Below are 20,049 nucleotides of genomic sequence, written 5' to 3' on the forward strand. Positions count from 1 at the left end.
CCCGCGGGCGCGCTGCAGCCGGATGACGGCGTGCGGCACCGGCGTGTCAGCCGGCCTTCGACGGCGCTTCGGCGGACGCCGCTGCTTCATCCCCGGCTGGCTCGGCACGCACGAGCGCGATCGGGCGAAGGCCCAGCAGCGTGGCGAGCGGCGACGCGGGCGCGGCCAGTTCGCCGATCGTATGACGGTCGAGTTCGGCGAAGAACGCGTCGCGCGCGGCCGCCAGCACGCCCTTCAGGCGACACTGCGGCTCGATCACGCAGCCGCGCGGCTCGCCGCCGTCGGCCGCAAAGCAGCCGACCAGCGCGAAGTCGCTCTCGGTCGCGCGCACCACCTGGCCGACCGTCAGCTTCAGCGAGTCGGGAAACAGCCGCAGCCCGCCGTTGCGGCCGCGAACGGTGTCGACCCAGCCGAGCTCGCCGAGCTGCTGGACGACCTTCATCAGATGGTTCTTCGAGATGCCGTAGGCGTCCGAGATCTCCTGGATCGTCGCGAGCCCCTCGCCGCGCACGGCGAGATACAGCATGACGCGCAGCGAGTAGTCGGTGTAGTCGGTGAGTCTCATGAGCGAATACGGAAAATTATCGATCGTGCCCCGATGATGCTGACCGGGTCGATCGGAGCGCGCGCCGGGCCGGCTGGCGGGGATGCCTGGCGGCACCGGGTTGCCGGCACGGCCTGCACGCAATAAGATGCATGGCATCCACACATTTCTCAGGCATCGGTGGACGCTATTTTGCGTCAAAATTCTGTCGGCGTCCTGCGCACTGCCCGCGCAACCGGTCTGCCGATGTGCGGCCAACGTCCCGCCCACGCCTCGATTTTCCGGCCCTTTTTGCCATGACCGCCCTGCCCGCCTCGCCCGATACCGCCCCGGCCCGCCCACGCGACGACGAACCGACCGAGGACAACATTCGCGACCTCGTGTATGCGTTCTACGACCGCGTACGCGCCGATCCGCTGCTCGGGCCCGTGTTCGATGCGAAGCTCGAAGGCCGCTGGGACGACCATCTGCCGAAGATGGTCAGCTTCTGGTCGAGCCTCGTGCTCGGCACCAAGGGCTATCGCGGCAACGTGCAGCAGGCACACCAGCCGCTCGAAGGCGTCGAGCCCGCGCATTTCAGCCGCTGGCTGGCGCTGTTCCTGAAGACCGTCGAGGGGCGCTACACACCGCCTGCGGCCATCCGCTTCATGGAGCCCGCGCTGCGGATCGCGCAGAGCCTGCAGCTGAGCCGCTTCGGCTGGGATTATCAGATTCCGCCGGAGCAGCAGGCGCTGCTCGATGCGGTTGCGCCACGCCGCCGCGACACGGGCGACGATCCGCACGCGCTGCCGTCCCGCGCCCGCGGCGAGCCGTTTCCGACGAAGATCATCGGGCGCAGCACCGATCCGGACGCCTGACAGGCCGACGCTCGCGACAATCGAACGCGTGCGGCACATCGCCGCATGCGTCGCACGCCGCGCTCAACGCGGCGTATTGCCCGATTCGACGCCCCAGCGCGCGAGCGCCGCATCGTCGGTGCTGCGGGCATCGACCCAGCGCTCGCCGTCCGGTGTCGTTTCCTTCTTCCAGAACGGCGCCTCGGTCTTCAGATAGTCCATCACGAACTCGCACGACGCGAACGCATCGCCGCGATGCGACGCGACCGTCGCGACCATCACGATCTGGTCGAGCGGCTGCAGCCGGCCGACACGATGCACGATCGCGACGTCGATCCCCGGCCAGCGCCGGCCAGCCTCCGCGGCGATCTTCTCAAGCGCCTTCTCGGTCATCCCCGGATAGTGCTCGAGCTCCATCGCGGCGACCGCATCGCCTTCGTTCAGGTCGCGCACCGTGCCGACGAAACATGCGACCGCGCCGATCTTCGGGTTGCGTGCGCGCAATGCCGCGACTTCGGTGTTCAGGTCGAAATCGCCGGTCTGGACTCGTACTGTTGCCATTGTCTGCCCCTGTCGACCGGAGTTAGCGCTTTAGCGCTTACTCCGGTCCCATGCTTCGCGGTCGACCCAGACTTAGCGCTTTAGCGCTTACTCCGGTCCCATGCAAAGCTCAGCCGCCCGTCACCGGCGGAAAAAACGCGACCTCGCAGCCATCGGTGAGCCGCGTGTCGGCGCCGGTCATCTCGTGATTGCACGCCATGCGCAACGCGCGCCCTTCGGCGAGCGTCTCGGCCCACGCGCCGCCGCGCAGGCGCAGCCACGCGCGCACGTCGCCGACGGTCGTCACGCCGTCCGGCACGTCGGCCCGTTCGTCGGACACGCCCAGCGCCTCGCGCACGCTTGCAAAGAATTTCAGTTGAATCTTCATAGATCGGGAAGCCGTCGCGTTACGACAGCAGTTCGGAAAACGGAATGAAACGCACGGTCTCGCCCGCGCTGATCGCGTGTTGCGGCGGATTGTCGATCAGGCCGTCGCCCCAGACCGTCGACGTCAGCACCGCCGAACTCTGGTTCGGGAACAGGTCGAGGCCGCCGGCCGCGTTGACGCGCGCGCGCAGGAATTCGTTGCGCCGGTCGCCCTTGCTCTGCGAGAAGTCCGCGCGCAGCGACAGCGCGCGCGGCGCGACGTCGCGCACGCCGGACAGGCGCAGCAGGAACGGCCGCACGAACAGCAGGAACGTGACGAAGCTCGACACGGGGTTGCCAGGCAGCCCGATGAAGTGCGCGTCGGGACGCTCGCCGCCGCGCCGCACCGCACCAAACGCGAGCGGCTTGCCGGGCTTCATCGCGATCTGCCACAGCGCGAGCCGCCCCTCGGCCTCGACGGCCGGCTTCACGTGATCCTCGTCGCCGACCGATACGCCGCCGCTCGTCAGGATCACGTCGTGATCGCGTGCGGCCTCGCGCAGCGTGTCGCGGGTCGCCGCGAGCGAGTCGGGCACGATCCCGTAGTCGGTCACGTGGCAGCCGAGCCGCTCGAGCAGCCCGCGCAGCGTGAAGCGGTTCGAGTTGTAGATCGCGCCGGGCTTCAGCGGCTCGCCCGGCATCGTCAGTTCGTCGCCGGTGAAGAACACCGCGACGCGAATCCGCCGCGCGACCGACAGCTGCGCGCAGCCGACCGATGCGGCGAGGCCGAGCGCCTGCGGCGTGAGCCGCGTGCCGGCCGGCAGGATCACCGAGCCGTGGCGGATGTCCGCACCCTGCGCGGTGATCCATTCACCGGCCTTCGGCGTGTGGAGGATCTCGACCGCGTCGCCGTCGGCCGCCGTCTGCTCCTGCATCACGACGGCGTCGGCGCCAGGCGGCACCGTCGCGCCGGTGAAAATCCGCGCGGCCGTGCCCGCCGCGAGCGGCGCGGCCGGATGGCCGGCCGGAATCCGCTGCGACACCGGCAGGCGCCGCTCGCCATGCAGCAGGTCGGCAACGCGCACCGCATAGCCGTCCATCGCGCTCGTATGCATCGGCGGCACGTCGAGCGGCGAGCTCACGTCGGCGGCCAGCACGCGGCCGAGCGCATCGAGCGTGGCGACGGTTTCGGCACCGGGCAGCGGCTTCGCGGCATCGAGCAGCGCGGCGAGCGCTTCGGCGGTCGACAGCATCGGCGCGCGCGGCGCCGCGGGATTCGGGTTCGACATCGATGGAATCGGGGATCGTTGGAGTCAATACGTCATTGTAGCGACGCCGTCGCGCCCACGCGCGATATGGCCGACATGCGAAAACTGTGATCGGCGCGAACGCGCGGCACTGGCACTTGTTTCGCGCGGCGTCGGCCGTCAGGCGACACGCACGTGCACGGCACGGCGCCACCCGACGCACCAAACGAAACGGCCGGAACCCCGACTCGTGCGACGAATCGGCATTCCGGCCGTCCTGCGCCGCCGGACTTGCACACCCGGCGGCCGGCGCTACGTCATGCGCCCGTATGCGCGACGATGAAGTCCTTCACCTGCTGCGCGTCGGCCTTCACGACCTCGAAACGCTGCGGCAGCGCCTCGAGCCCGTCAAATGCGGCCGGCCGCTCGGCTTCGCGATCGAGCGCTTCGCGGATCGTCTCGCCGAACTTGATCGGCTGCGCCGTCTCGAGCACGACCATCGGCACGCCCGCGTCGAGATGCTCGCGCGCGACCTTCACGCCGTCGGCCGTGTGCGTATCGATCATCGTGTCGTAGCGCGAGAACACGTCGCGGATCGTCGCGATGCGATCGGCGTGGCTGCTGCGGCCCGACACGAAGCCGAACTCGGCCACACGCGCGAAATCGCCGCTCGCCGCGAGATCGAAGCCGCCCTTCTCCTCGACGTCGCGGAACAGCTGCATCACGCGCGCCGGATCGCGGCCGAGCAGGTCGAACACGAAGCGCTCGAAGTTCGACGCCTTCGAGATGTCCATGCTCGGGCTGCTGGTGTGATACGTGTTCTCGGCGCTGCGCACGCGATATGCGCCGGTGCGGAAGAACTCGTCGAGCACGTCGTTCTCGTTGGTCGCGACCACGAGCTTCGCGATCGGCAGGCCCATCATCCGTGCGATGTGGCCCGCGCAGACGTTGCCGAAGTTGCCCGACGGCACCGTGAACGACACGTGCTCGTCGTTCGACTTGGTCGCCGCGAAATAGCCCTTGAAGTAGTACACGACCTGCGCGACGACGCGCGCCCAGTTGATCGAGTTGACCGTGCCGATCTTCTGCTGCGCCTTGAACGCGTGATCGTTGGACACGGCCTTCACGATGTCCTGGCAGTCGTCGAACACGCCCTCGACCGCGAGATTGAAGATGTTCGGATCCTGCAGGCTGAACATCTGGGCCGTCTGGAACGCGCTCATCTTCTTGTGCGGCGACAGCATGAACACGCGCACGCCGGCCTTGCCGCGCATCGCGTATTCGGCCGCGCTGCCCGTGTCGCCCGACGTCGCGCCGAGGATGTTCAGCGCTTCGCCGTGCTTCGCGAGCGTGTACTCGAACAGGTTGCCGAGCAGCTGCATCGCCATGTCCTTGAACGCGAGCGTCGGGCCGTTCGACAGTTCGAGCAGCGACAGCGCCGCGCCGTTCTCGGTGCCGAGCGTCTTCAGCGGCGTGATGTCGGACGCGCTCTCGCCGTGGCGCGTGTTGCTGTATACGGCAGCCGTATACGTGCGGCGCGTGATCGCGCGCAGGTCGTCGGCCGGCACGTCGTCGCAGAACTTCGCCAGGATCTCGAACGCGAGATCCGCGTACGACAGCGTGCGCCAGCGCGCGAGTTCGTCGGCGGACACCTTCGGGTATTCGGCCGGCAGGTACAGCCCGCCGTCCTTCGCGAGGCCGCCGAGCAGGATGTCGGAGAACGTGTGGCGCTCGCCGATGCCGGCGCCGCGCGTGGAGATGTAGTTCATGTCGGTCCTGGTCCTCAGTTCAGCGCTTCCATGCGCAGCTTCGTCACCTTCGACACCACCGTCGCGAGGCTTTCGATCTGCGCGATCGCCGCGTTGACGTGCTTCTCGAGCGTCTCGTGCGTGATCAGGATGATGTCGGTTTCGCCGTTCGCGTCGTCGACCTGCTCCGATTCCTTCTGCAGCAGCGCGTCGATCGAGATGCCGGTCGCGGCGAGAATGCGCGTGATGTCGGCGAGCACGCCGGTCTGGTCGGCCACGCGCAGGCGCAGGTAGTAGCCGCTCGTCACTTCCTCGATCGGCAGGATCGGCGTGTTCGACAGGCTGTCCGGCTGGAACGCGAGATGCGGCACGCGATGTTCAGGGTCGGCCGTGTGCAGGCGCGTGACGTCGACGAGATCCGCGACGACCGCCGACGCGGTCGGTTCCGCGCCCGCGCCCTTGCCGTAGTACAGCGTCGTGCCCACTGCATCGCCGTGCACGACGACGGCGTTCATCGCGCCCTCGACGTTCGCGAGCAGGCGCTTCTCGGGGATCAGCGTCGGATGCACGCGCAGCTCGATGCCATGTTCGGCGCGGCGCGCGATGCCGAGCAGCTTGATCCGGTAGCCGAGTTCTTCCGCATAGCGGATGTCGGTCGCGTCGAGCTTGCTGATGCCTTCGACGTAAGCGCGGTCGAACTGCACCGGCACGCCGAACGCGATCGCGCTCATGATGGTCGCCTTGTGCGCGGCGTCGACGCCTTCGATGTCGAAGGTCGGATCGGCTTCCGCGTAGCCGAGTTCCTGCGCGGCCTTTAGCGCGGTCGCGAAGTCGAGGCCGCGGTCGCGCATTTCCGACAGGATGTAGTTCGTCGTGCCGTTGATGATGCCCGCGATGTACTGGATGCGGTTCGCGGTCAGGCCTTCGCGCAGCGCCTTGATGATCGGGATGCCACCCGCGACGGCCGCCTCGAACGCGACCATCACGCCTTGCTCGCGCGCGGCCTCGAAGATCTCGGTGCCATGCACCGCGAGCAGCGCCTTGTTCGCCGTCACGACGTGCTTGCCGTTCGCGATCGCGCGCAGCACGAGCTCGCGCGCGATGCCCGTGCCGCCGATCATCTCGGCGATGATCGAGATCGACGGATCGTCGACGACCGCGTTGAAATCGTCGGTGATCTGCACGTTGCCGGCGTGATCGCCGAGCGCGGCCTGCGCCTTGGCCGGGTTGCGCACCGCAATGCGCGCCACCTCGATGCCGCGCCCCGCGCGTCGCTTGATTTCTTCCTGGTTGCGGTGCAGCACCGTGAAGGTGCCGCTGCCGACGGTGCCGAAGCCCAACAGGCCAACTTTGATCGGTTCCATGCTGCGTGTGATCGATGAGTAAGAATGAATGAATGCCGGATGATCGCTCAGACCGAATGGCGCTTGCGGTAACCGTCGAGGAAGCGTGCGATCCGGTTGATCGAATCGGTCAGGTCGTCGAGGTTCGGCAGGAACACCACGCGGAAGTGATCCGGCGCGGCCCAGTTGAAGCCCGTGCCCTGCACGAGCAGCACGCGTTCCTCGAGCAACAGGTCGAGGATGAACTGCTGGTCGTTCTGGATCGGGTAAAGCTTCGGATCGAGGCGCGGGAACATGTACAGCGCGGCCTGCGGCTTCACGCAGGTCACGCCCGGAATCGACGTGAGCATGTCGTAGGCGAGCTCGCGCTGCTTGTACAGGCGCCCGCTCGGCACAATCAGCTCGTTGATGCTCTGGTAGCCGCCGAGCGCGGTCTGGATCGCGAACTGCCCGGGCACGTTCGCGCACAGGCGCATCGACGACAGGATCCCGAGCCCCTCGAGGTAATCCTTCGCACGCCGGCGGTTGTCGCCGCCGAGGCCCGACACGGCCATCCAGCCCGCGCGGTAGCCGCACGAGCGATAGCTCTTCGACAGGCTGTTGAACGTAACGGTGATCACGTCCTCCGACAGCGAACCCAGCGCGGTGTGCTCGAGCCCGTCGTAGACGATCTTGTCGTAGACCTCGTCGGCAAACACGATCAGCCCGTGCTCGCGCGCGATCGCGAGCAGATCGCGCAGCAATTCGTCGGAATAAAGCGCGCCGGTCGGGTTGTTCGGGTTGATCACGACGATCGCCTTGGTGTTCGGCGTGATCTTGCGGCGGATGTCGTCGAGGTCGGGCATCCACGCGTTCTGCTCGTCGCACACGTAATGCACGGGCGTGCCGCCCGACAGGCTCACGGCGGCCGTCCACAGCGGGTAGTCGGGCGCCGGCAGCAGCACTTCGTCGCCGTCGTTCAGCAGCGCCTGGGTCGCCATCACGATCAGCTCGGACGCGCCGTTGCCGATGTAGATGTCGTCGAGGCCGACGCCGACGACGCCCTTTTGCTGCGTGTAGTGCATCACGGCCTTGCGCGCCGAGAACACGCCCTTCGAGTCCGAATAGCCGGACGACGCCGGCAGGTTGCGGATCATGTCCTGGATGATCTCGTCGGGCGCGTCGAAACCGAACGGCGCGAGGTTGCCGATGTTCAGCTTGATGATGCGGTGGCCTTCTTCCTCGAGGCGCTTCGCGTGCTCGAGCACCGGGCCACGGATGTCGTAGCAGACGTTAAGCAGCTTGTTCGACTTCTGAATCGGTTTCACGACGACACGGTTCCTGAGTTGGCCTCACGGCCGGGGGACGGAATCAAAACTGGAGAGCGGCCGGTCTGTGCGCGCTGTCTAGACTGGGGAAAAAGCGGGCAGTCGAACGCGGCTTGTGGCGACGCACGATGCAAGTGGCGCCCGGGGGCGGCCAAAAAGTTATAATTTAGCGGATTTTGGCCGACTTTCGCAATGCACCATAGCCGCTCCGGGCCCGCGCCGTCAGGCGTCCCGCGCGCGCCGGGCGCGAAACCGGCCGCCCGGGCCCGTGCGGCCCTTGCCAGACACTCCCCCTACGGAACCGCGGAATACCGATTTGAAACTGCACCAGGACGCGAGCGGCGCGCTCAACACCGTCACCGGCTACGGCCCCGATTATGTCGACGTCAACCTCCAACGCCACGAAGGGAGCGTCATCGTACTGCCCGGCGCACCGGTACGGGACTGGCCCGTGTCGTCGTTCGACGCGCTCGCGCCCGAGCATTTCGCGATGCTGCTCGACCCGGCGCCCGAACTCGTGATTTTCGGCAGCGGTGCGCGGCTGCGCTTCCCGCACCCGCGGCTCGTGGCCGCACTCACGGCCAAGCGGATCGGCGTCGAGACGATGGATTTCCAGGCTGCGTGCCGCACCTACAACATCCTGATGGCCGAGGGCCGCAAAGTCGCCGCCGCGCTCTTAATTGAACGTTAATCCCCGATACGGTAAAACTCGGGCCAGCGCACCGGGTCGATCCCCGGATCGATGACCGGCAAGCCGCCTGCCCCCGGCACGACCTGCCGGCGGCGCTCACAACAACCAACAGGCTGAAAATCCATGAACGATACGCCGTCGAGGCTACCGCTCAATCGCATCACGCTCGTCCTCCTGCTCGTCGCGCTCGCGATCGTCTGGTTCGCGCCGCTCGGGCTGCGCCACCTGATCCCGAGCGACGAAGGCCGCTATGCGGAGATGGCACGGGAAATGTTCGTCACCGGCGACTGGATCACGCCGCGCTACAACGGCTACAAGTACTTCGAGAAGCCACCGCTGCAGACCTGGCTGAACGCGCTGACGTTCGCGTGGTTCGGCATCGGCGAATGGCAGGCGCGCCTCTACACGGGCCTCGCCAGCTTCGCCGGCGTGCTGCTGGTCGGCTTCACCGGCGCGCGCCTGTTCAACCCGCTGTCCGGCTTCCTCGCGGCCGTCGTGCTCGCGTGCTCGCCGTACTGGAACCTGATGGGCCACTTCAACGCGCTCGACATGGGGCTCGCGTTCTGGATGGCGCTGTCGCTGTGCGCGCTGTTGCTCGCGCAGCGGCCCGGGCTGCGCGCGGGCGCGGTGCGCGGCTGGATGTGGACATGCTGGGCCGCGATGGCGTTCGCCGTGCTGTCCAAGGGCCTCGTCGGCCTGATCCTGCCCGGTGCCGTGCTGGTGCTCTATACGCTGATCGCCCGCGACTGGGCGCTGTGGAAGCGCCTGTACCTGGTAAGCGGCCTCGTGATCTTCTTCGCGATCGTCACGCCGTGGTTCGTGCTCGTCCAGCAACGCAATCCCGAGTTCTTCAACTTCTTCTTCATCGTCCAGCAGTTCCGCCGCTACCTGACCCCGGACCAGAACCGCCCGGGCCCGGTCTACTACTTCGTGCCGGTGCTGCTGGTCGGCTTCCTGCCGTGGCTGTCGGTCGCGTGGCAGAGCATCCGCCATGCGCTGCGCATGCCGCGTCAGCCGAACGGCTTCTCGCCGATGCTCGTGCTGCTGATCTGGAGCGCGTTCATCTTCCTGTTCTTCAGCGCATCGCATTCGAAGCTGATCTCGTACGTGCTGCCGGTCGCGCCGGCGCTCGCGCTGATGATCGGCGCATACCTGCCGCTGCTGAGCGCCGACCGGTTCCGCCGTCACCTGCTCGGCTACCTCGTGTTCATGGTCGTCGCGGCCTTCGGGCTCATCTCGCTCGCGTACCTGGGCGACGCACGCACGCCGAACGCGCTGTACCGCGCGTTCCAGATGTGGCTGTACGCAGGCCTCGCGGTGGCGGTCGCGCTGACGCTCGCGGCCGCATGGCTGAACCGCCGCGTGGGCGTCGCGGCCGCGATCACCGTGTTCGGCGCCGCCTGGCTCGCGTTCGGCACGATCGGCGGCACCGGTCACGACGAATTCGGCCGCTACAGCTCGGGCGCCCTGCTCGCGCCCGCCGTGCGCGCCGAACTGGCGAAGCTGCCGCCCGACACGCCGTTCTACTCGATCGAGATGCTCGATCACACGTTCCCGTTCTATATGGGCCACACGACGATCATGGTCCAGCGCCAGGACGAGCTCGCGTTCGGCATCTCGGTCGAGCCGGACAAGTGGATTCCGACCGTCGACCAATGGATCGTGCGCTGGAACCAGGAAACCCATGCGCTCGCGATCATGCCGCCCGGCCAGTACGACACGCTGGTCAAGCAAGGCGTGCCGATGCGCGTGATCGCGCGCGACAACCGCCGCGTGATCGTCGAGAAACCGCAATCGTAACGACGCCCGCCGCATGAATCCCGTTTCATTCGTCTGCATCATCACCGGCGTGATGCTCAACGCCGGTGCGCAACTTCTGCTGAAAGCCGGCGTCAACGCCGTTGGACACTTCGAATTCAGCCGTGCGAACATCATTCCGGTCGGCCTGAAGATCGCGACCCAGCTGCCGATCATCGGCGGCCTCGGCTGCTACGTGCTGAGCGTCGTCGTATGGATTCTCGGGCTGTCGCGCGTCGACGTGTCGATCGCGTACCCGATGCTGTCGCTCGGCTACGTGGTCAACGCGTTCGCCGCCTGGTATCTGTTCGGCGAAGTGCTGTCGGTCCAGCGGCTCATCGGCATCGGCATCATCCTGGTCGGCGTGTTCGTGATCGCGCGCAGTTGAGCGTGCGTGGCGGGCCCGGCATGCATTAAGTGCCCGCCTACAAAAAATCACGGTACGAATCCGCCAACCGGTGTTTAATGCCGGTTTCGGGCCGGACCGCCCGACCCTTTTATTACACGCCATTACAGGCCAACGCGTTCATGAGCCAGACTACTGCTCCGTTTCTGCCGTTCACCCGCCCCGAGATCGATGAGGAAACCATCCAGGGCGTCGTCGACGTGCTGCGCTCGGGCTGGATCACCACCGGCCCGCAGAGCCAGAAGTTCGAAGCCGCGCTGTCCGAGTATTGCGGCGGCCGCCCGGTCCGGGTGTTCAATTCCGGCACCTGCACGCTCGAGATCGGCCTGCGCATCGCGGGCGTCGGCCCCGGCGACGAAGTGATCACGACGCCGGCGTCGTGGGTGTCGACCAGCAACGTGATCATCGAGACCGGCGCGACGCCCGTGTTCGCCGACATCGATCCCGTCACGCGCAACATCGACCTCGACAAGCTCGAGCAGGCGATCACGCCGCGCACGAAGGCGATCATCCCGGTCTACCTGTCAGGCCTGCCGGTCGACATGGACCGCCTGTACGCGATCGCCCGCGCGCACAACCTGCGCGTGATCGAGGACGCCGCGCAGGCGCTCGGCTCGTCGTGGAAAGGCAAGCGCATCGGCGCGTTCGGCGACATCGTGTCGTTCAGTTTCCACGCGAACAAGAACCTGACGACGATCGAGGGCGGCGCGCTCGTGCTGAACGACGAGGACGAAGCGACCCTCGCGCAGAAGTACCGGCTGCAGGGCATCACGCGCACCGGCTTCGACGGGATGGACTGCGACGTGCTCGGCGGGAAGTACAACCTGACCGACGTCGCCGCGCGCGTCGGCCTCGGCCAGCTGCCGCACCTCGAGCGCTTCACCGCGCAGCGCCGTGCGCTCGCGCGCGCGTATTTCGCCGCGCTCGACGGCGGCCCGGCCGTGAAGCTCGGGCTCGGCCTGCCCGTCGCCGACTTCGAGAACAGCAACTGGCACATGTTCCAGGTCACGCTGCCGCTCGACCGGCTGTCGATCTCGCGCGCCGATTTCATGGCGCAGATGAAGGCGCGCGGCATCGGCACCGGCGTCCACTACCCGGCCATCCATCTCTTCACGCTGTATCGTGCACGCGGCTTCAAGGAGGGCATGTTCCCCCACGCCGAACGGTACGGCGCATCGACCGTCACGCTGCCGCTCTTCACGCAGATGACGGAAGACGACGTGCGTCGCGTAGCCGACGCCCTCAACCAGATTTGCGAACAATACGGAAAATAAGCGTACATGAATCACCTTGAAGCACGCGCCGGGCATCCGGGCGCCGCGAACCCGGAGGTATCGGTCATCATCCCCGTGTACAACGAGGAAGACGGCCTGGCTGCGCTGTTCGCGCGGCTATACCCGGCACTCGACGCACTCGGCACGTCGTACGAAGTGATCCTGATCAACGACGGCAGCCGCGACCGCTCGGCCGCGATGCTGGCAGACCAGTTCCACGTGCGCCCGGACACGACGCGCGTCGTGCTGCTCAACGGCAACTACGGCCAGCACATGGCGATTCTCGCCGGCTTCGCGCAGTCGCGCGGCGAAATCGTCGTCACGCTCGACGCCGACCTGCAGAACCCGCCCGAGGAAATCGGCAAGCTGATCACGAAGATGCGCGAGGGCTACGACTACGTCGGCTCGATCCGCCAGCAGCGCCAGGACAGCCTGTGGCGGCGCAAGGCATCGCAGGTGATGAACCGGCTGCGCGAGCGCATCACGCGGATCAAGATGACCGACCAGGGCTGCATGCTGCGCGCGTACAGCCGCCGCATCATCGACACGATCAACGTGTGCGGCGAAGTCAACACGTTCATCCCCGCGCTGGCCTACACGTTCGCGCAGAAACCGACCGAAATCGAGGTCGCGCACGAGGAGCGCTTCGCGGGCGAGTCGAAGTACTCGCTGTACAGCCTGATCCGGCTGAACTTCGACCTCGTGACGGGCTTCTCGGTCGTGCCGCTGCAGTGGCTGTCGTTCATCGGCGTGATCCTGTCGCTCGGCTCCGCCGCGCTGTTCGTGCTGCTGCTGGTACGCCGCTTCATCGTCGGCGCGGAAGTGCAAGGCGTGTTCACGCTGTTCGCGATCACGTTCTTCCTGCTCGGCGTGATCATCTTCGCGCTCGGCCTGCTCGGCGAATACGTCGGCCGCATCTACCAGCAGGTGCGTGCACGGCCGCGCTACCTGATCCAGGCCGTGCTCGAACAGCACGAAGGCGTGCCGGCGGTGCCGGGCGGCGCCAACCGCACGGGGGCCGCGCAATGAAACCGCGCGCCGTCGTCTTCGCGTATCACAACGTCGGCGTGCGCTGCCTGCAGGTGCTGCTCGCGCGCGGCGTCGACGTCGCGCTCGTCGTCACGCACGAGGACAACCCGAACGAGAACATCTGGTTCGGCAGCGTCGCGTCCGTCGCCGCCGAGCACGGAATCCCGGTCGTCACGCCGGCCGACCCCGCCGATCCGGCGCTGCGCCGCGCGGTGTCCGACGCGCAGCCGGACTTCATCTTCTCGTTCTACTACCGCCACATGCTGCCGGTGGACCTGCTCGCGATCGCGCCGCGCGGCGCGTTCAACATGCACGGCTCGCTGCTGCCGAAATACCGGGGTCGGGTACCGACCAACTGGGCGGTGCTGAACGGCGAGACGGAAACCGGCGCGACGCTGCACGAGATGGCCGCGAAGCCGGACGCCGGCGCAATCATCGGCCAGACCGCGGTGCCGATCCTGCCGGACGATACGGCCACGCAGGTGTTCGACAAGGTCACGGTCGCCGCCGAACAGACCCTCTGGCGCGTGCTGCCCGCGCTGCTCGCGGGCGATGCGCCGCATCTGCCGAACGATCTCGCGAGCGGCAGCTACTATGGCGGCCGCAAGCCGGAAGACGGCCGCATCGACTGGTCGAAGCCGGCCGCGCAGGTCTACAACCTGGTGCGCGCGGTCGCCCCTCCGTATCCGGGTGCGTTCACCGACGCCGGCGGCGCGCGTTTCGTGATCGCCCGCGCGCGCCTCGCGGCGCCCGGCAGCGCCGCCGCCACGGCCGCGGCGGATTTGCCGCCCGGCCTGCACGTAAGCGATAATGCGCTATTCGGCGTCTGCGGCGACAGCCGCGCCCTATCCATTCTCGAGCTGTGGCAGCAGCGCGACGGCAGCGAAACCGTCGTGACGCCCGCGGAATTCGCGCAGTTCATTCATTCTTCCCGTCATTCATGAAAGCAAAAAAAGTCCTGATCCTGGGTGTGAACGGCTTCATCGGCCATCACCTGTCGAAGCGCATTCTTGAAACCACCGATTGGGAAGTGTTCGGCATGGACATGCAGACCGATCGGCTTGGCGACCTCGTCAACCACGAGCGGATGCACTTCTTCGAAGGCGACATCACGATCAACAAGGAGTGGGTCGAGTATCACGTGAAGAAGTGCGACGTGATCCTGCCGCTCGTCGCGATCGCGACGCCCGCGACCTACGTCCAGCAGCCGCTGCGCGTGTTCGAGCTCGACTTCGAGGCGAACCTGCCGATCGTGCGTTCGGCCGTCAAGTACGGCAAGCACCTGGTGTTCCCGTCGACCTCCGAGGTTTACGGCATGTGCTCGGACGAGCAGTTCGACCCGGACGCCTCGGCGCTCACCTACGGCCCGATCAACAAGCCGCGCTGGATCTACGCGTGCTCGAAGCAGCTGATGGACCGCGTGATCTGGGGCTACGGGATGGAAGGCCTGAACTTCACGCTGTTCCGCCCGTTCAACTGGATCGGCCCGGGCCTCGACTCGATCTACACGCCGAAGGAAGGCAGCTCGCGCGTCGTCACGCAGTTCCTCGGCCACATCGTGCGCGGCGAGAACATCAGCCTCGTCGACGGCGGCTCACAGAAGCGCGCGTTCACCGACATCGACGACGGCATCAGCGCGCTGATGAAGATCATCGACAACAAGAACGGCGTCGCGTCGGGCAAGATCTACAACATCGGGAATCCGAAGAATAACTTCTCGGTTCGCGAGCTCGCGCACAAGATGCTCGAACTGGCCGCCGAATTCCCGGAATACGCCGACTCCGCGAAGAACGTGAAGCTCGTCGAAACGACGTCGGGCGCGTACTACGGCAACGGCTACCAGGACGTGCAGAACCGCGTGCCGAAGATCGACAACACGATGCAGGAGCTCGCATGGGCGCCGCAATCGACGTTCGACGACGCGCTGCGCAAGATCTTCGAAGCGTATCGCGGCCATGTCGCCGATGCGCGCGCGCTGGTCGAGCAGCAGAACTGACGGGACGCTCGCTTGGCTCGTATCGTCCTCAAGATCGACGTCGACACGCTGCGCGGCACGCGCGAAGGCGTGCCGAACCTCGCGCGCATCTTCGACCGCTTCAATGCGCGCGCGACCTTTCTCTTCAGCCTCGGGCCCGATCACACGGGCTGGGCGCTGCGGCGCGTGTTCCGCCCGGGCTTCCTGAAGAAGGTGTCGCGCACGTCGGTGGTCGAGCATTACGGCGTGAAGCAGCTGATGTACGGCGTGCTGCTGCCGGGCCCCGACATCGGCCGCCGCGCGATCGCCGACATGCGCGCGATCCACGAAGCCGGCTTCGAATGCGGGATCCATACGTGGGACCACGTGTACTGGCAGGACAACGTGCGCGTGCGCGATCGCGACTGGACCGCGCGTGAAATGCAGAAGAGCCACGCGCGCTTCGTCGACGTCTTCGGCGCACCGCCCGTCACGCACGGCGCGGCCGGCTGGCAGATGAACGACTCAGCGTTCGAGCAGATCGACGCATGGGGGATGCGCTACGCATCCGACGGTCGCGGCCATTCGCCGTACCTGCCCGTGGTCGGTGGCTGCACGCTGTCGCACGTGCAGATGCCGACCACGCTGCCGACGCTCGACGAAGTGCTCGGCATCGACGGCATCGACACGCACAACGTCGCCGCGCACATCCTGAAGTTCACGGAAACCAATCCGCACGACCAGGTGTTCACGCTGCATGCGGAACTGGAAGGCCAGAAGCTCGCGCCGGTGTTCGAGCAACTGCTCGCCGGCTGGCGCGCACAGGGCCATACGTTTGCGACGATGGGCGATTACCACGCGACGCTGGACCGCGACTCGCTGCCATCGTACCCTGTCACGTGGGGCGAAATCCCCGGCCGCTCCGGCGAACTGATCGTCCAGCCCGACTGAGTTCGCGTGCGCTGGCGCGCCGCCTGCCCTGCCCTTGCGGCGTGCCGCCGCGACGCCCCGCCGAACCGCGCCGCCCGAGCGGCGCCTTTCCATAACAACAGGAGAAACACGTGTCCGTCGAAGTTGACCGTCAAGTTCCCGATTTCACCGCACCGGCCACGGGCGGCGACATTTCGCTGTCCGGCCTGAAGGGCAAGAAGCTCGTCCTGTATTTCTATCCGAAGGACAACACGCCGGGCTGCACGACCGAAGGCCTGCAGTTCCGCGATCTCTATCCGAAGTTCAAGAAGGCCGGCGCCGAAGTGATCGGCGTGTCGCGCGACAGCCTGCGCTCGCATGACAATTTCAAGGCCAAGCTCGAACTGCCGTTCCCGCTGATTTCCGATGCCGACGAAGCACTGTGCGCGCTGTTCGATGTCATCAAGATGAAGAAAATGTATGGCAAGGAAGTGCGCGGAATCGAGCGCTCGACGTTCCTGATCGACGCCGACGGCGTGCTGCGCCACGCATGGCGCGGCATCAAGGTGCCCGGTCATGTGGACGACGTGCTAAGTGCTGTACAAGCGCTTTGAGCCGCGCTATATTGGGCCGCAATGAATGCCAGTTCGCCCCATATTTCTCGTAGCTGCGCCGGTGCCCGTTGCGATGCTTCCCGGCACCTGACGCGCATCACGACGGTCTCAGCCGAGCCGCATGTCCCGGTCCACGGGGCAGCGGCTTTTTTTATGGACTGCGCGCCGGCTCTCGGTCCGGCCCTCACCTCGTCAAGGAGTTGACCGACACTCAGGCGAACCGGCTCGACGAAATTCCTGTGCGCCACCGCGCGCAAACTGCATGCGTCTACGTCACGCAGGATGCGATCAGCGGCGCACTTCATGCGACACGATTCCTCCCGAGGGACACCATGCCTTTGCCTACCCCCCCCAGCAAGCTCGGCAGCCTGCTGCCGCCCGACGAATACAAGGCGAAAGCGCGGCCCGCGAAAGCCGCGAAGAAATCCGCCGAAGGGGACGCATCCACAGCCGGTGACTATGGCCCGGCCAGCGTGGCCCAACCGATGACCGAAGCCGCGAACACGGCCGCGCCGCTGCGCGCCGTCGCGGCATCGGCGCAGGAAGCCGCGGGCACACCCGCACGCGGCCGCAAGACCAAGCAAACCGCCGCACTGCTGCAACCGTTGCAGGCGCCGGCCGAACCGGCAGCCCCCGCGGCACCCGCCGCGCCGGTCGTCGCACGCAGCGACAAGCCCGCCGCAGGGAAACCGGCCGCAACGCCCGCACGCGATGCCGGCGCCGCGACGAAGTCGCGCAGCCGCAAGCCGGCCGACGCCGAACTGCAGAAGCTGTTCGTGCTCGACACCAACGTGCTGATGCACGACCCGAGCAGCCTCTTCCGTTTCGAGGAACACGACGTCTATCTGCCGATGATGACGCTCGAGGAACTCGACAACCACAAGAAGGGGATGTCCGAAGTCGCGCGCAACGCACGTCAGGTCAGCCGCACGCTCGACGCGCTGGTCGCCGACGGCGGCCCGATCTCGGCCGGCATTCCGTTGTCGCGCCTCGGCAGCCGCGAGGCACTCGGGCGCCTGTACTTCCAGACGAAGCTCGCCGACATCGCGCCGGTCGAAGGCCTGCCCGAAGGCAAGGCCGACAACCAGATCCTCGGCGTGGTGCGTGCGCTGCAGCGCGACCGCCCGGACCGTCAGGTCGTGCTGGTGTCGAAAGACATCAACATGCGGATCAAGGCGCATGCGCTCGGCCTGCCCGCGGAAGACTACTTCAACGACCAGGTACTCGAGGACAAGGATCTCCTCTATACCGGCGTGCGCGAACTGCCGCAGGACTTCTGGACCAAGCACGCGAAGGGGATGGAGAGCTGGCAGGACACGAAGACGGGCACCACGTACTACCGCGTGACGGGCCCGCTCGTCGCGTCGATGCTCGTCAACGAGTTCGTCTATCTCGAGCCGCAGAACGGCGAACCGACGTTCCACGCGATCGTCCGCGAGCTGAACGGCAAGACGGCGCTGCTGCAGACGCTGCGCGACTACAGCCACCACAAGAACAACGTGTGGGGCATCACCGCGCGCAACCGCGAGCAGAACTTCGCGCTGAACCTGCTGATGAACCCCGAGATCGACTTCGTCACGCTGCTCGGCCAGGCCGGCACCGGCAAGACGCTCGTCGCGCTCGCGGCCGGCCTCGCGCAGGTGCTCGACGACAAGCGCTACAACGAGATCATCGTGACGCGCGCGACCGTGCCCGTTGGCGAGGACATCGGTTTCCTTCCCGGTACCGAGGAAGAGAAGATGCAGCCGTGGATGGGTGCATTCGACGACAACCTCGAAGTGCTGCAGAAGACCGACGACGCAGCCGGCGAATGGGGTCGTGCGGCGACGCAGGAACTGATCCGTTCGCGCCTGAAGGTGAAGAGCATGAACTTCATGCGCGGCCGCACGTTCGTCGACAAGTACCTGATCATCGACGAAGCGCAGAACCTGACGCCGAAGCAGATGAAGACGCTCGTGACGCGCGCGGGCCCCGGCACGAAGATCGTGTGCCTTGGCAACATCGCGCAGATCGACACGCCTTACCTGACCGAAGGCAGCTCGGGCCTGACCTACGTCGTCGACCGCTTCAAGGGCTGGGGCCACAGCGGCCACGTGACGCTCGCGCGCGGCGAACGCTCGCGGCTCGCCGACTACGCGTCGGACATCCTGTAACGCGCCTGCCGGCTTCTCGCCGGCCTCCGACGCCATGCGGCGCTCCGTTTTTCGGGGCGCCGTTTTTATTTTGGGGTCGGAAACGGAGGTGATGCTTCGCGACGCAAGCACCGCACTTACGCGCGAAACTTCAAGTAAATTCTCAGGAATGGTTGCCTAAGCCCCGCCGGAACGTCTACCATCGGGGCTGTCTGTTGTCATACGATTCACGCGCGCGTCGCGCCCGTCCGCCTTGCCATGCTTCGAATCTGGGTTCCCGTTGCCGTCGTTTCACTGCTCGCGGCCTGCTCCAGCGTGCCGCCGCAGTCGGCATCGCGCACCTCCGGGATGAAGATCACGACGCCGCGCGCGTTCCCGCCTCCCGCCAATTTCCCGAAATTCGTCGACCACAGCGTCGGCCAGGAAGAAATTTCGATCCAGGCGATGAGCCTCGTCGGCGTCCCGTATCGCTGGGGCGGCAACACGCCGACGAGCGGCTTCGACTGCAGCGGGCTCGTGCGCTACGTGATGGGCCGCGCGGCGGACGTGAACCTGCCGCGCACGACCGCCGACATGAGCAGCCGCGGCGTGTCGATCGACCCCGACCAGGTCGCGCCCGGCGACCTGATCTTCTTCAACACGACCGGACGCCCGCATTCGCACGTCGGCATCTACGTCGGCAAGCTGCGCTTCGTCAACGCGCCGTCGACCGGCGGCACCGTGCGGCTCGATTACCTGACGAACCCTTACTGGGCCAAGCGCTTCGACGGCATTCGCCGTGTCGCGCCGCCGCGCGGGACGCCCGCACCGTTCGATGCACCGACCTACGAGGCGCGGCGCAACGCACCGGCGCCTGCCCCCGCCGTCGCTGCCGCCGCTCCGCGGCAGCCGGCTGATGCGCCGACTCAGGCCAACGTCGCGCTGGCGCCCGCTCCGGTCGTAGCAACCACGGCGGTTGCCACGGCAGCCGCGCCCGCCGCCGATTCGTACGAACCGCCGCCGCGCATGCAGGCCGCGCAGCAGCAGGCAACGCTCGCGCATGGCGACATGACCGCCATGACGGCGAGTGCGGCACCGGCCGGCTCGACCGAAACCGGCACGCAGATTCCGACCACCGCACTGACCGCCGCCCAGGCTGCCGCGTTCGATACGGAACCGCCGCCCGCGGCGGTCGCGCCATCGCCGCGCAACATCGAGCCCGTGCAGGTCCTGCGTGCATCGACGCAAGCGGCGCCCGTCAGCCCGCGCACCGGCACCGCGGACGATCCGATAGCCCGCTTCGCGAACGGCAGTTACTAGCCGCTTCATTTGC

20 protein-coding genes are annotated in these 20,049 nt (G+C 66.8%); 12 read left to right on the plus strand and 8 right to left on the minus strand.

Going from position 1 to position 20,049, the window contains the following annotated elements:
- Positions 1-46: 46 nt before the first annotated feature.
- On the minus strand, positions 47-565 hold the full coding sequence (locus ACTJKF_RS07260) for an Rrf2 family transcriptional regulator (RefSeq protein ID WP_440622885.1): 519 nt from the start codon (positions 563-565) through the stop codon (positions 47-49).
- A gap of 275 nt (positions 566-840) precedes the next feature.
- Between ACTJKF_RS07260 and ACTJKF_RS07265 the strand changes: the two genes are divergently transcribed.
- On the plus strand, positions 841-1,401 hold the full coding sequence (locus ACTJKF_RS07265) for a group III truncated hemoglobin (RefSeq protein WP_440622886.1): 561 nt from the start codon (positions 841-843) through the stop codon (positions 1,399-1,401).
- 63 nt (positions 1,402-1,464) lie between these two features.
- On the opposite strand, the gene ACTJKF_RS07270 is transcribed toward ACTJKF_RS07265, so the two are convergent.
- The 6 genes from ACTJKF_RS07270 to ACTJKF_RS07295 form a co-directional block, all read right to left on the minus strand.
- Entirely contained in the window at positions 1,465-1,941 is a 477-nt protein-coding gene (locus ACTJKF_RS07270; protein WP_440622887.1) for a molybdenum cofactor biosynthesis protein MoaE, read from the minus strand.
- A 109-nt stretch (positions 1,942-2,050) separates the two neighbouring features.
- Positions 2,051-2,308 (minus strand): molybdopterin converting factor subunit 1, encoded by a 258-nt coding sequence (moaD, locus tag ACTJKF_RS07275; RefSeq protein WP_440622889.1) that lies wholly within the window; start codon positions 2,306-2,308, stop codon positions 2,051-2,053.
- 19 nt (positions 2,309-2,327) lie between these two features.
- Positions 2,328-3,575 carry a molybdopterin molybdotransferase MoeA gene (locus tag ACTJKF_RS07280; protein WP_440622891.1) on the minus strand — a complete coding sequence of 416 codons (1,248 nt, stop codon included), beginning with the start codon at positions 3,573-3,575 and terminating at the stop codon, positions 2,328-2,330.
- Between the two features lie 275 nt (positions 3,576-3,850).
- Positions 3,851-5,302, minus strand: coding sequence for a threonine synthase (gene thrC / locus ACTJKF_RS07285; protein ID WP_440622892.1), 1,452 nt, complete (start codon positions 5,300-5,302; stop codon positions 3,851-3,853).
- A 14-nt stretch (positions 5,303-5,316) separates the two neighbouring features.
- On the minus strand, positions 5,317-6,645 hold the full coding sequence (locus ACTJKF_RS07290) for a homoserine dehydrogenase (RefSeq protein WP_440622894.1): 1,329 nt from the start codon (positions 6,643-6,645) through the stop codon (positions 5,317-5,319).
- A 47-nt stretch (positions 6,646-6,692) separates the two neighbouring features.
- Positions 6,693-7,931, minus strand: coding sequence for a pyridoxal phosphate-dependent aminotransferase (locus ACTJKF_RS07295; protein ID WP_440622896.1), 1,239 nt, complete (start codon positions 7,929-7,931; stop codon positions 6,693-6,695).
- A gap of 316 nt (positions 7,932-8,247) precedes the next feature.
- On the opposite strand from ACTJKF_RS07295, the gene ACTJKF_RS07300 reads away from it, so the two are divergent.
- Positions 8,248-8,622 carry an Mth938-like domain-containing protein gene (locus ACTJKF_RS07300; protein WP_059817584.1) on the plus strand — a complete coding sequence of 125 codons (375 nt, stop codon included), beginning with the start codon at positions 8,248-8,250 and terminating at the stop codon, positions 8,620-8,622.
- Here ACTJKF_RS07300 and ACTJKF_RS07305 read toward each other — a convergent pair.
- Positions 8,619-8,747 (minus strand): hypothetical protein, encoded by a 129-nt coding sequence (locus ACTJKF_RS07305; RefSeq protein ID WP_440622898.1) that lies wholly within the window; start codon positions 8,745-8,747, stop codon positions 8,619-8,621. The genes ACTJKF_RS07300 and ACTJKF_RS07305 overlap by 4 nt on opposite strands.
- Between ACTJKF_RS07305 and ACTJKF_RS07310 the strand changes: the two genes are divergently transcribed.
- The 10 genes from ACTJKF_RS07310 (at position 8,746) to ACTJKF_RS07355 (ending at position 20,036) form a co-directional block, all read left to right on the plus strand.
- Positions 8,746-10,422 (plus strand): glycosyltransferase family 39 protein, encoded by a 1,677-nt coding sequence (locus ACTJKF_RS07310; protein ID WP_440622899.1) that lies wholly within the window; start codon positions 8,746-8,748, stop codon positions 10,420-10,422. The two genes, ACTJKF_RS07305 and ACTJKF_RS07310, sit on opposite strands and share 2 nt — an antisense overlap.
- A gap of 13 nt (positions 10,423-10,435) precedes the next feature.
- Positions 10,436-10,807: an SMR family transporter gene (locus ACTJKF_RS07315; protein ID WP_440622901.1), complete on the plus strand. Its 372-nt coding sequence runs from the start codon at positions 10,436-10,438 to the stop codon at positions 10,805-10,807.
- A 140-nt stretch (positions 10,808-10,947) separates the two neighbouring features.
- Positions 10,948-12,099, plus strand: a complete 1,152-nt coding sequence (locus tag ACTJKF_RS07320; protein WP_440622903.1) for a DegT/DnrJ/EryC1/StrS family aminotransferase — start codon at positions 10,948-10,950, stop codon at positions 12,097-12,099.
- A 6-nt stretch (positions 12,100-12,105) separates the two neighbouring features.
- Positions 12,106-13,128, plus strand: a complete 1,023-nt coding sequence (locus ACTJKF_RS07325; RefSeq protein WP_440622905.1) for a glycosyltransferase — start codon at positions 12,106-12,108, stop codon at positions 13,126-13,128.
- Positions 13,125-14,072, plus strand: coding sequence for a formyltransferase (locus ACTJKF_RS07330; protein WP_440622907.1), 948 nt, complete (start codon positions 13,125-13,127; stop codon positions 14,070-14,072). Before ACTJKF_RS07325 ends, ACTJKF_RS07330 begins: the two co-directional genes overlap by 4 nt.
- Positions 14,069-15,124, plus strand: a complete 1,056-nt coding sequence (locus tag ACTJKF_RS07335) for a bifunctional UDP-4-keto-pentose/UDP-xylose synthase (protein ID WP_440622909.1) — start codon at positions 14,069-14,071, stop codon at positions 15,122-15,124. The genes ACTJKF_RS07330 and ACTJKF_RS07335 overlap by 4 nt, the downstream gene beginning before the upstream one ends.
- A gap of 12 nt (positions 15,125-15,136) precedes the next feature.
- Complete coding sequence (locus ACTJKF_RS07340; protein ID WP_440622910.1) at positions 15,137-16,033, plus strand: 4-deoxy-4-formamido-L-arabinose-phosphoundecaprenol deformylase; 897 nt, start codon at positions 15,137-15,139, stop codon at positions 16,031-16,033.
- A 110-nt stretch (positions 16,034-16,143) separates the two neighbouring features.
- Positions 16,144-16,605, plus strand: coding sequence for a peroxiredoxin (locus ACTJKF_RS07345; RefSeq protein WP_060126904.1), 462 nt, complete (start codon positions 16,144-16,146; stop codon positions 16,603-16,605).
- Between the two features lie 332 nt (positions 16,606-16,937).
- Positions 16,938-18,758, plus strand: a complete 1,821-nt coding sequence (locus ACTJKF_RS07350; protein WP_440622913.1) for a PhoH family protein — start codon at positions 16,938-16,940, stop codon at positions 18,756-18,758.
- 237 nt (positions 18,759-18,995) lie between these two features.
- On the plus strand, positions 18,996-20,036 hold the full coding sequence (locus ACTJKF_RS07355) for a C40 family peptidase (RefSeq protein ID WP_440622914.1): 1,041 nt from the start codon (positions 18,996-18,998) through the stop codon (positions 20,034-20,036).
- Positions 20,037-20,049: the final 13 nt, after the last annotated feature.

The organism is Burkholderia sp. 22313 (assembly GCF_052045245.1).
In the GTDB taxonomy this organism is placed as follows: Bacteria; Pseudomonadota; Gammaproteobacteria; order Burkholderiales; family Burkholderiaceae; genus Burkholderia.

Excerpts from the sequence above, each read along its gene's own strand:
- moaD (WP_440622889.1), bottom strand. The coding sequence starts at position 2,308 with ATGAAGATTCAACTGAAATTCTTTGCAAGCGTGCGCGAGGCGCTGGGC.
- ACTJKF_RS07270 (WP_440622887.1), bottom strand. The coding sequence starts at position 1,941 with ATGGCAACAGTACGAGTCCAGACCGGCGATTTCGACCTGAACACCGAA.
- ACTJKF_RS07335 (WP_440622909.1), top strand. The coding sequence starts at position 14,069 with ATGAAAGCAAAAAAAGTCCTGATCCTGGGTGTGAACGGCTTCATCGGC.
- thrC (WP_440622892.1), bottom strand. The coding sequence starts at position 5,302 with ATGAACTACATCTCCACGCGCGGCGCCGGCATCGGCGAGCGCCACACG.
- ACTJKF_RS07290 (WP_440622894.1), bottom strand. The coding sequence starts at position 6,645 with ATGGAACCGATCAAAGTTGGCCTGTTGGGCTTCGGCACCGTCGGCAGC.
- ACTJKF_RS07280 (WP_440622891.1), bottom strand. The coding sequence starts at position 3,575 with ATGTCGAACCCGAATCCCGCGGCGCCGCGCGCGCCGATGCTGTCGACC.
- ACTJKF_RS07315 (WP_440622901.1), top strand. The coding sequence starts at position 10,436 with ATGAATCCCGTTTCATTCGTCTGCATCATCACCGGCGTGATGCTCAAC.
- ACTJKF_RS07320 (WP_440622903.1), top strand. The coding sequence starts at position 10,948 with ATGAGCCAGACTACTGCTCCGTTTCTGCCGTTCACCCGCCCCGAGATC.
- ACTJKF_RS07330 (WP_440622907.1), top strand. The coding sequence starts at position 13,125 with ATGAAACCGCGCGCCGTCGTCTTCGCGTATCACAACGTCGGCGTGCGC.
- ACTJKF_RS07355 (WP_440622914.1), top strand. The coding sequence starts at position 18,996 with ATGCTTCGAATCTGGGTTCCCGTTGCCGTCGTTTCACTGCTCGCGGCC.
- ACTJKF_RS07350 (WP_440622913.1), top strand. The coding sequence starts at position 16,938 with ATGCCTTTGCCTACCCCCCCCAGCAAGCTCGGCAGCCTGCTGCCGCCC.
- ACTJKF_RS07260 (WP_440622885.1), bottom strand. The coding sequence starts at position 565 with ATGAGACTCACCGACTACACCGACTACTCGCTGCGCGTCATGCTGTAT.
- ACTJKF_RS07265 (WP_440622886.1), top strand. The coding sequence starts at position 841 with ATGACCGCCCTGCCCGCCTCGCCCGATACCGCCCCGGCCCGCCCACGC.
- ACTJKF_RS07305 (WP_440622898.1), bottom strand. The coding sequence starts at position 8,747 with ATGGATTTTCAGCCTGTTGGTTGTTGTGAGCGCCGCCGGCAGGTCGTG.
- ACTJKF_RS07325 (WP_440622905.1), top strand. The coding sequence starts at position 12,106 with ATGAATCACCTTGAAGCACGCGCCGGGCATCCGGGCGCCGCGAACCCG.
- ACTJKF_RS07310 (WP_440622899.1), top strand. The coding sequence starts at position 8,746 with ATGAACGATACGCCGTCGAGGCTACCGCTCAATCGCATCACGCTCGTC.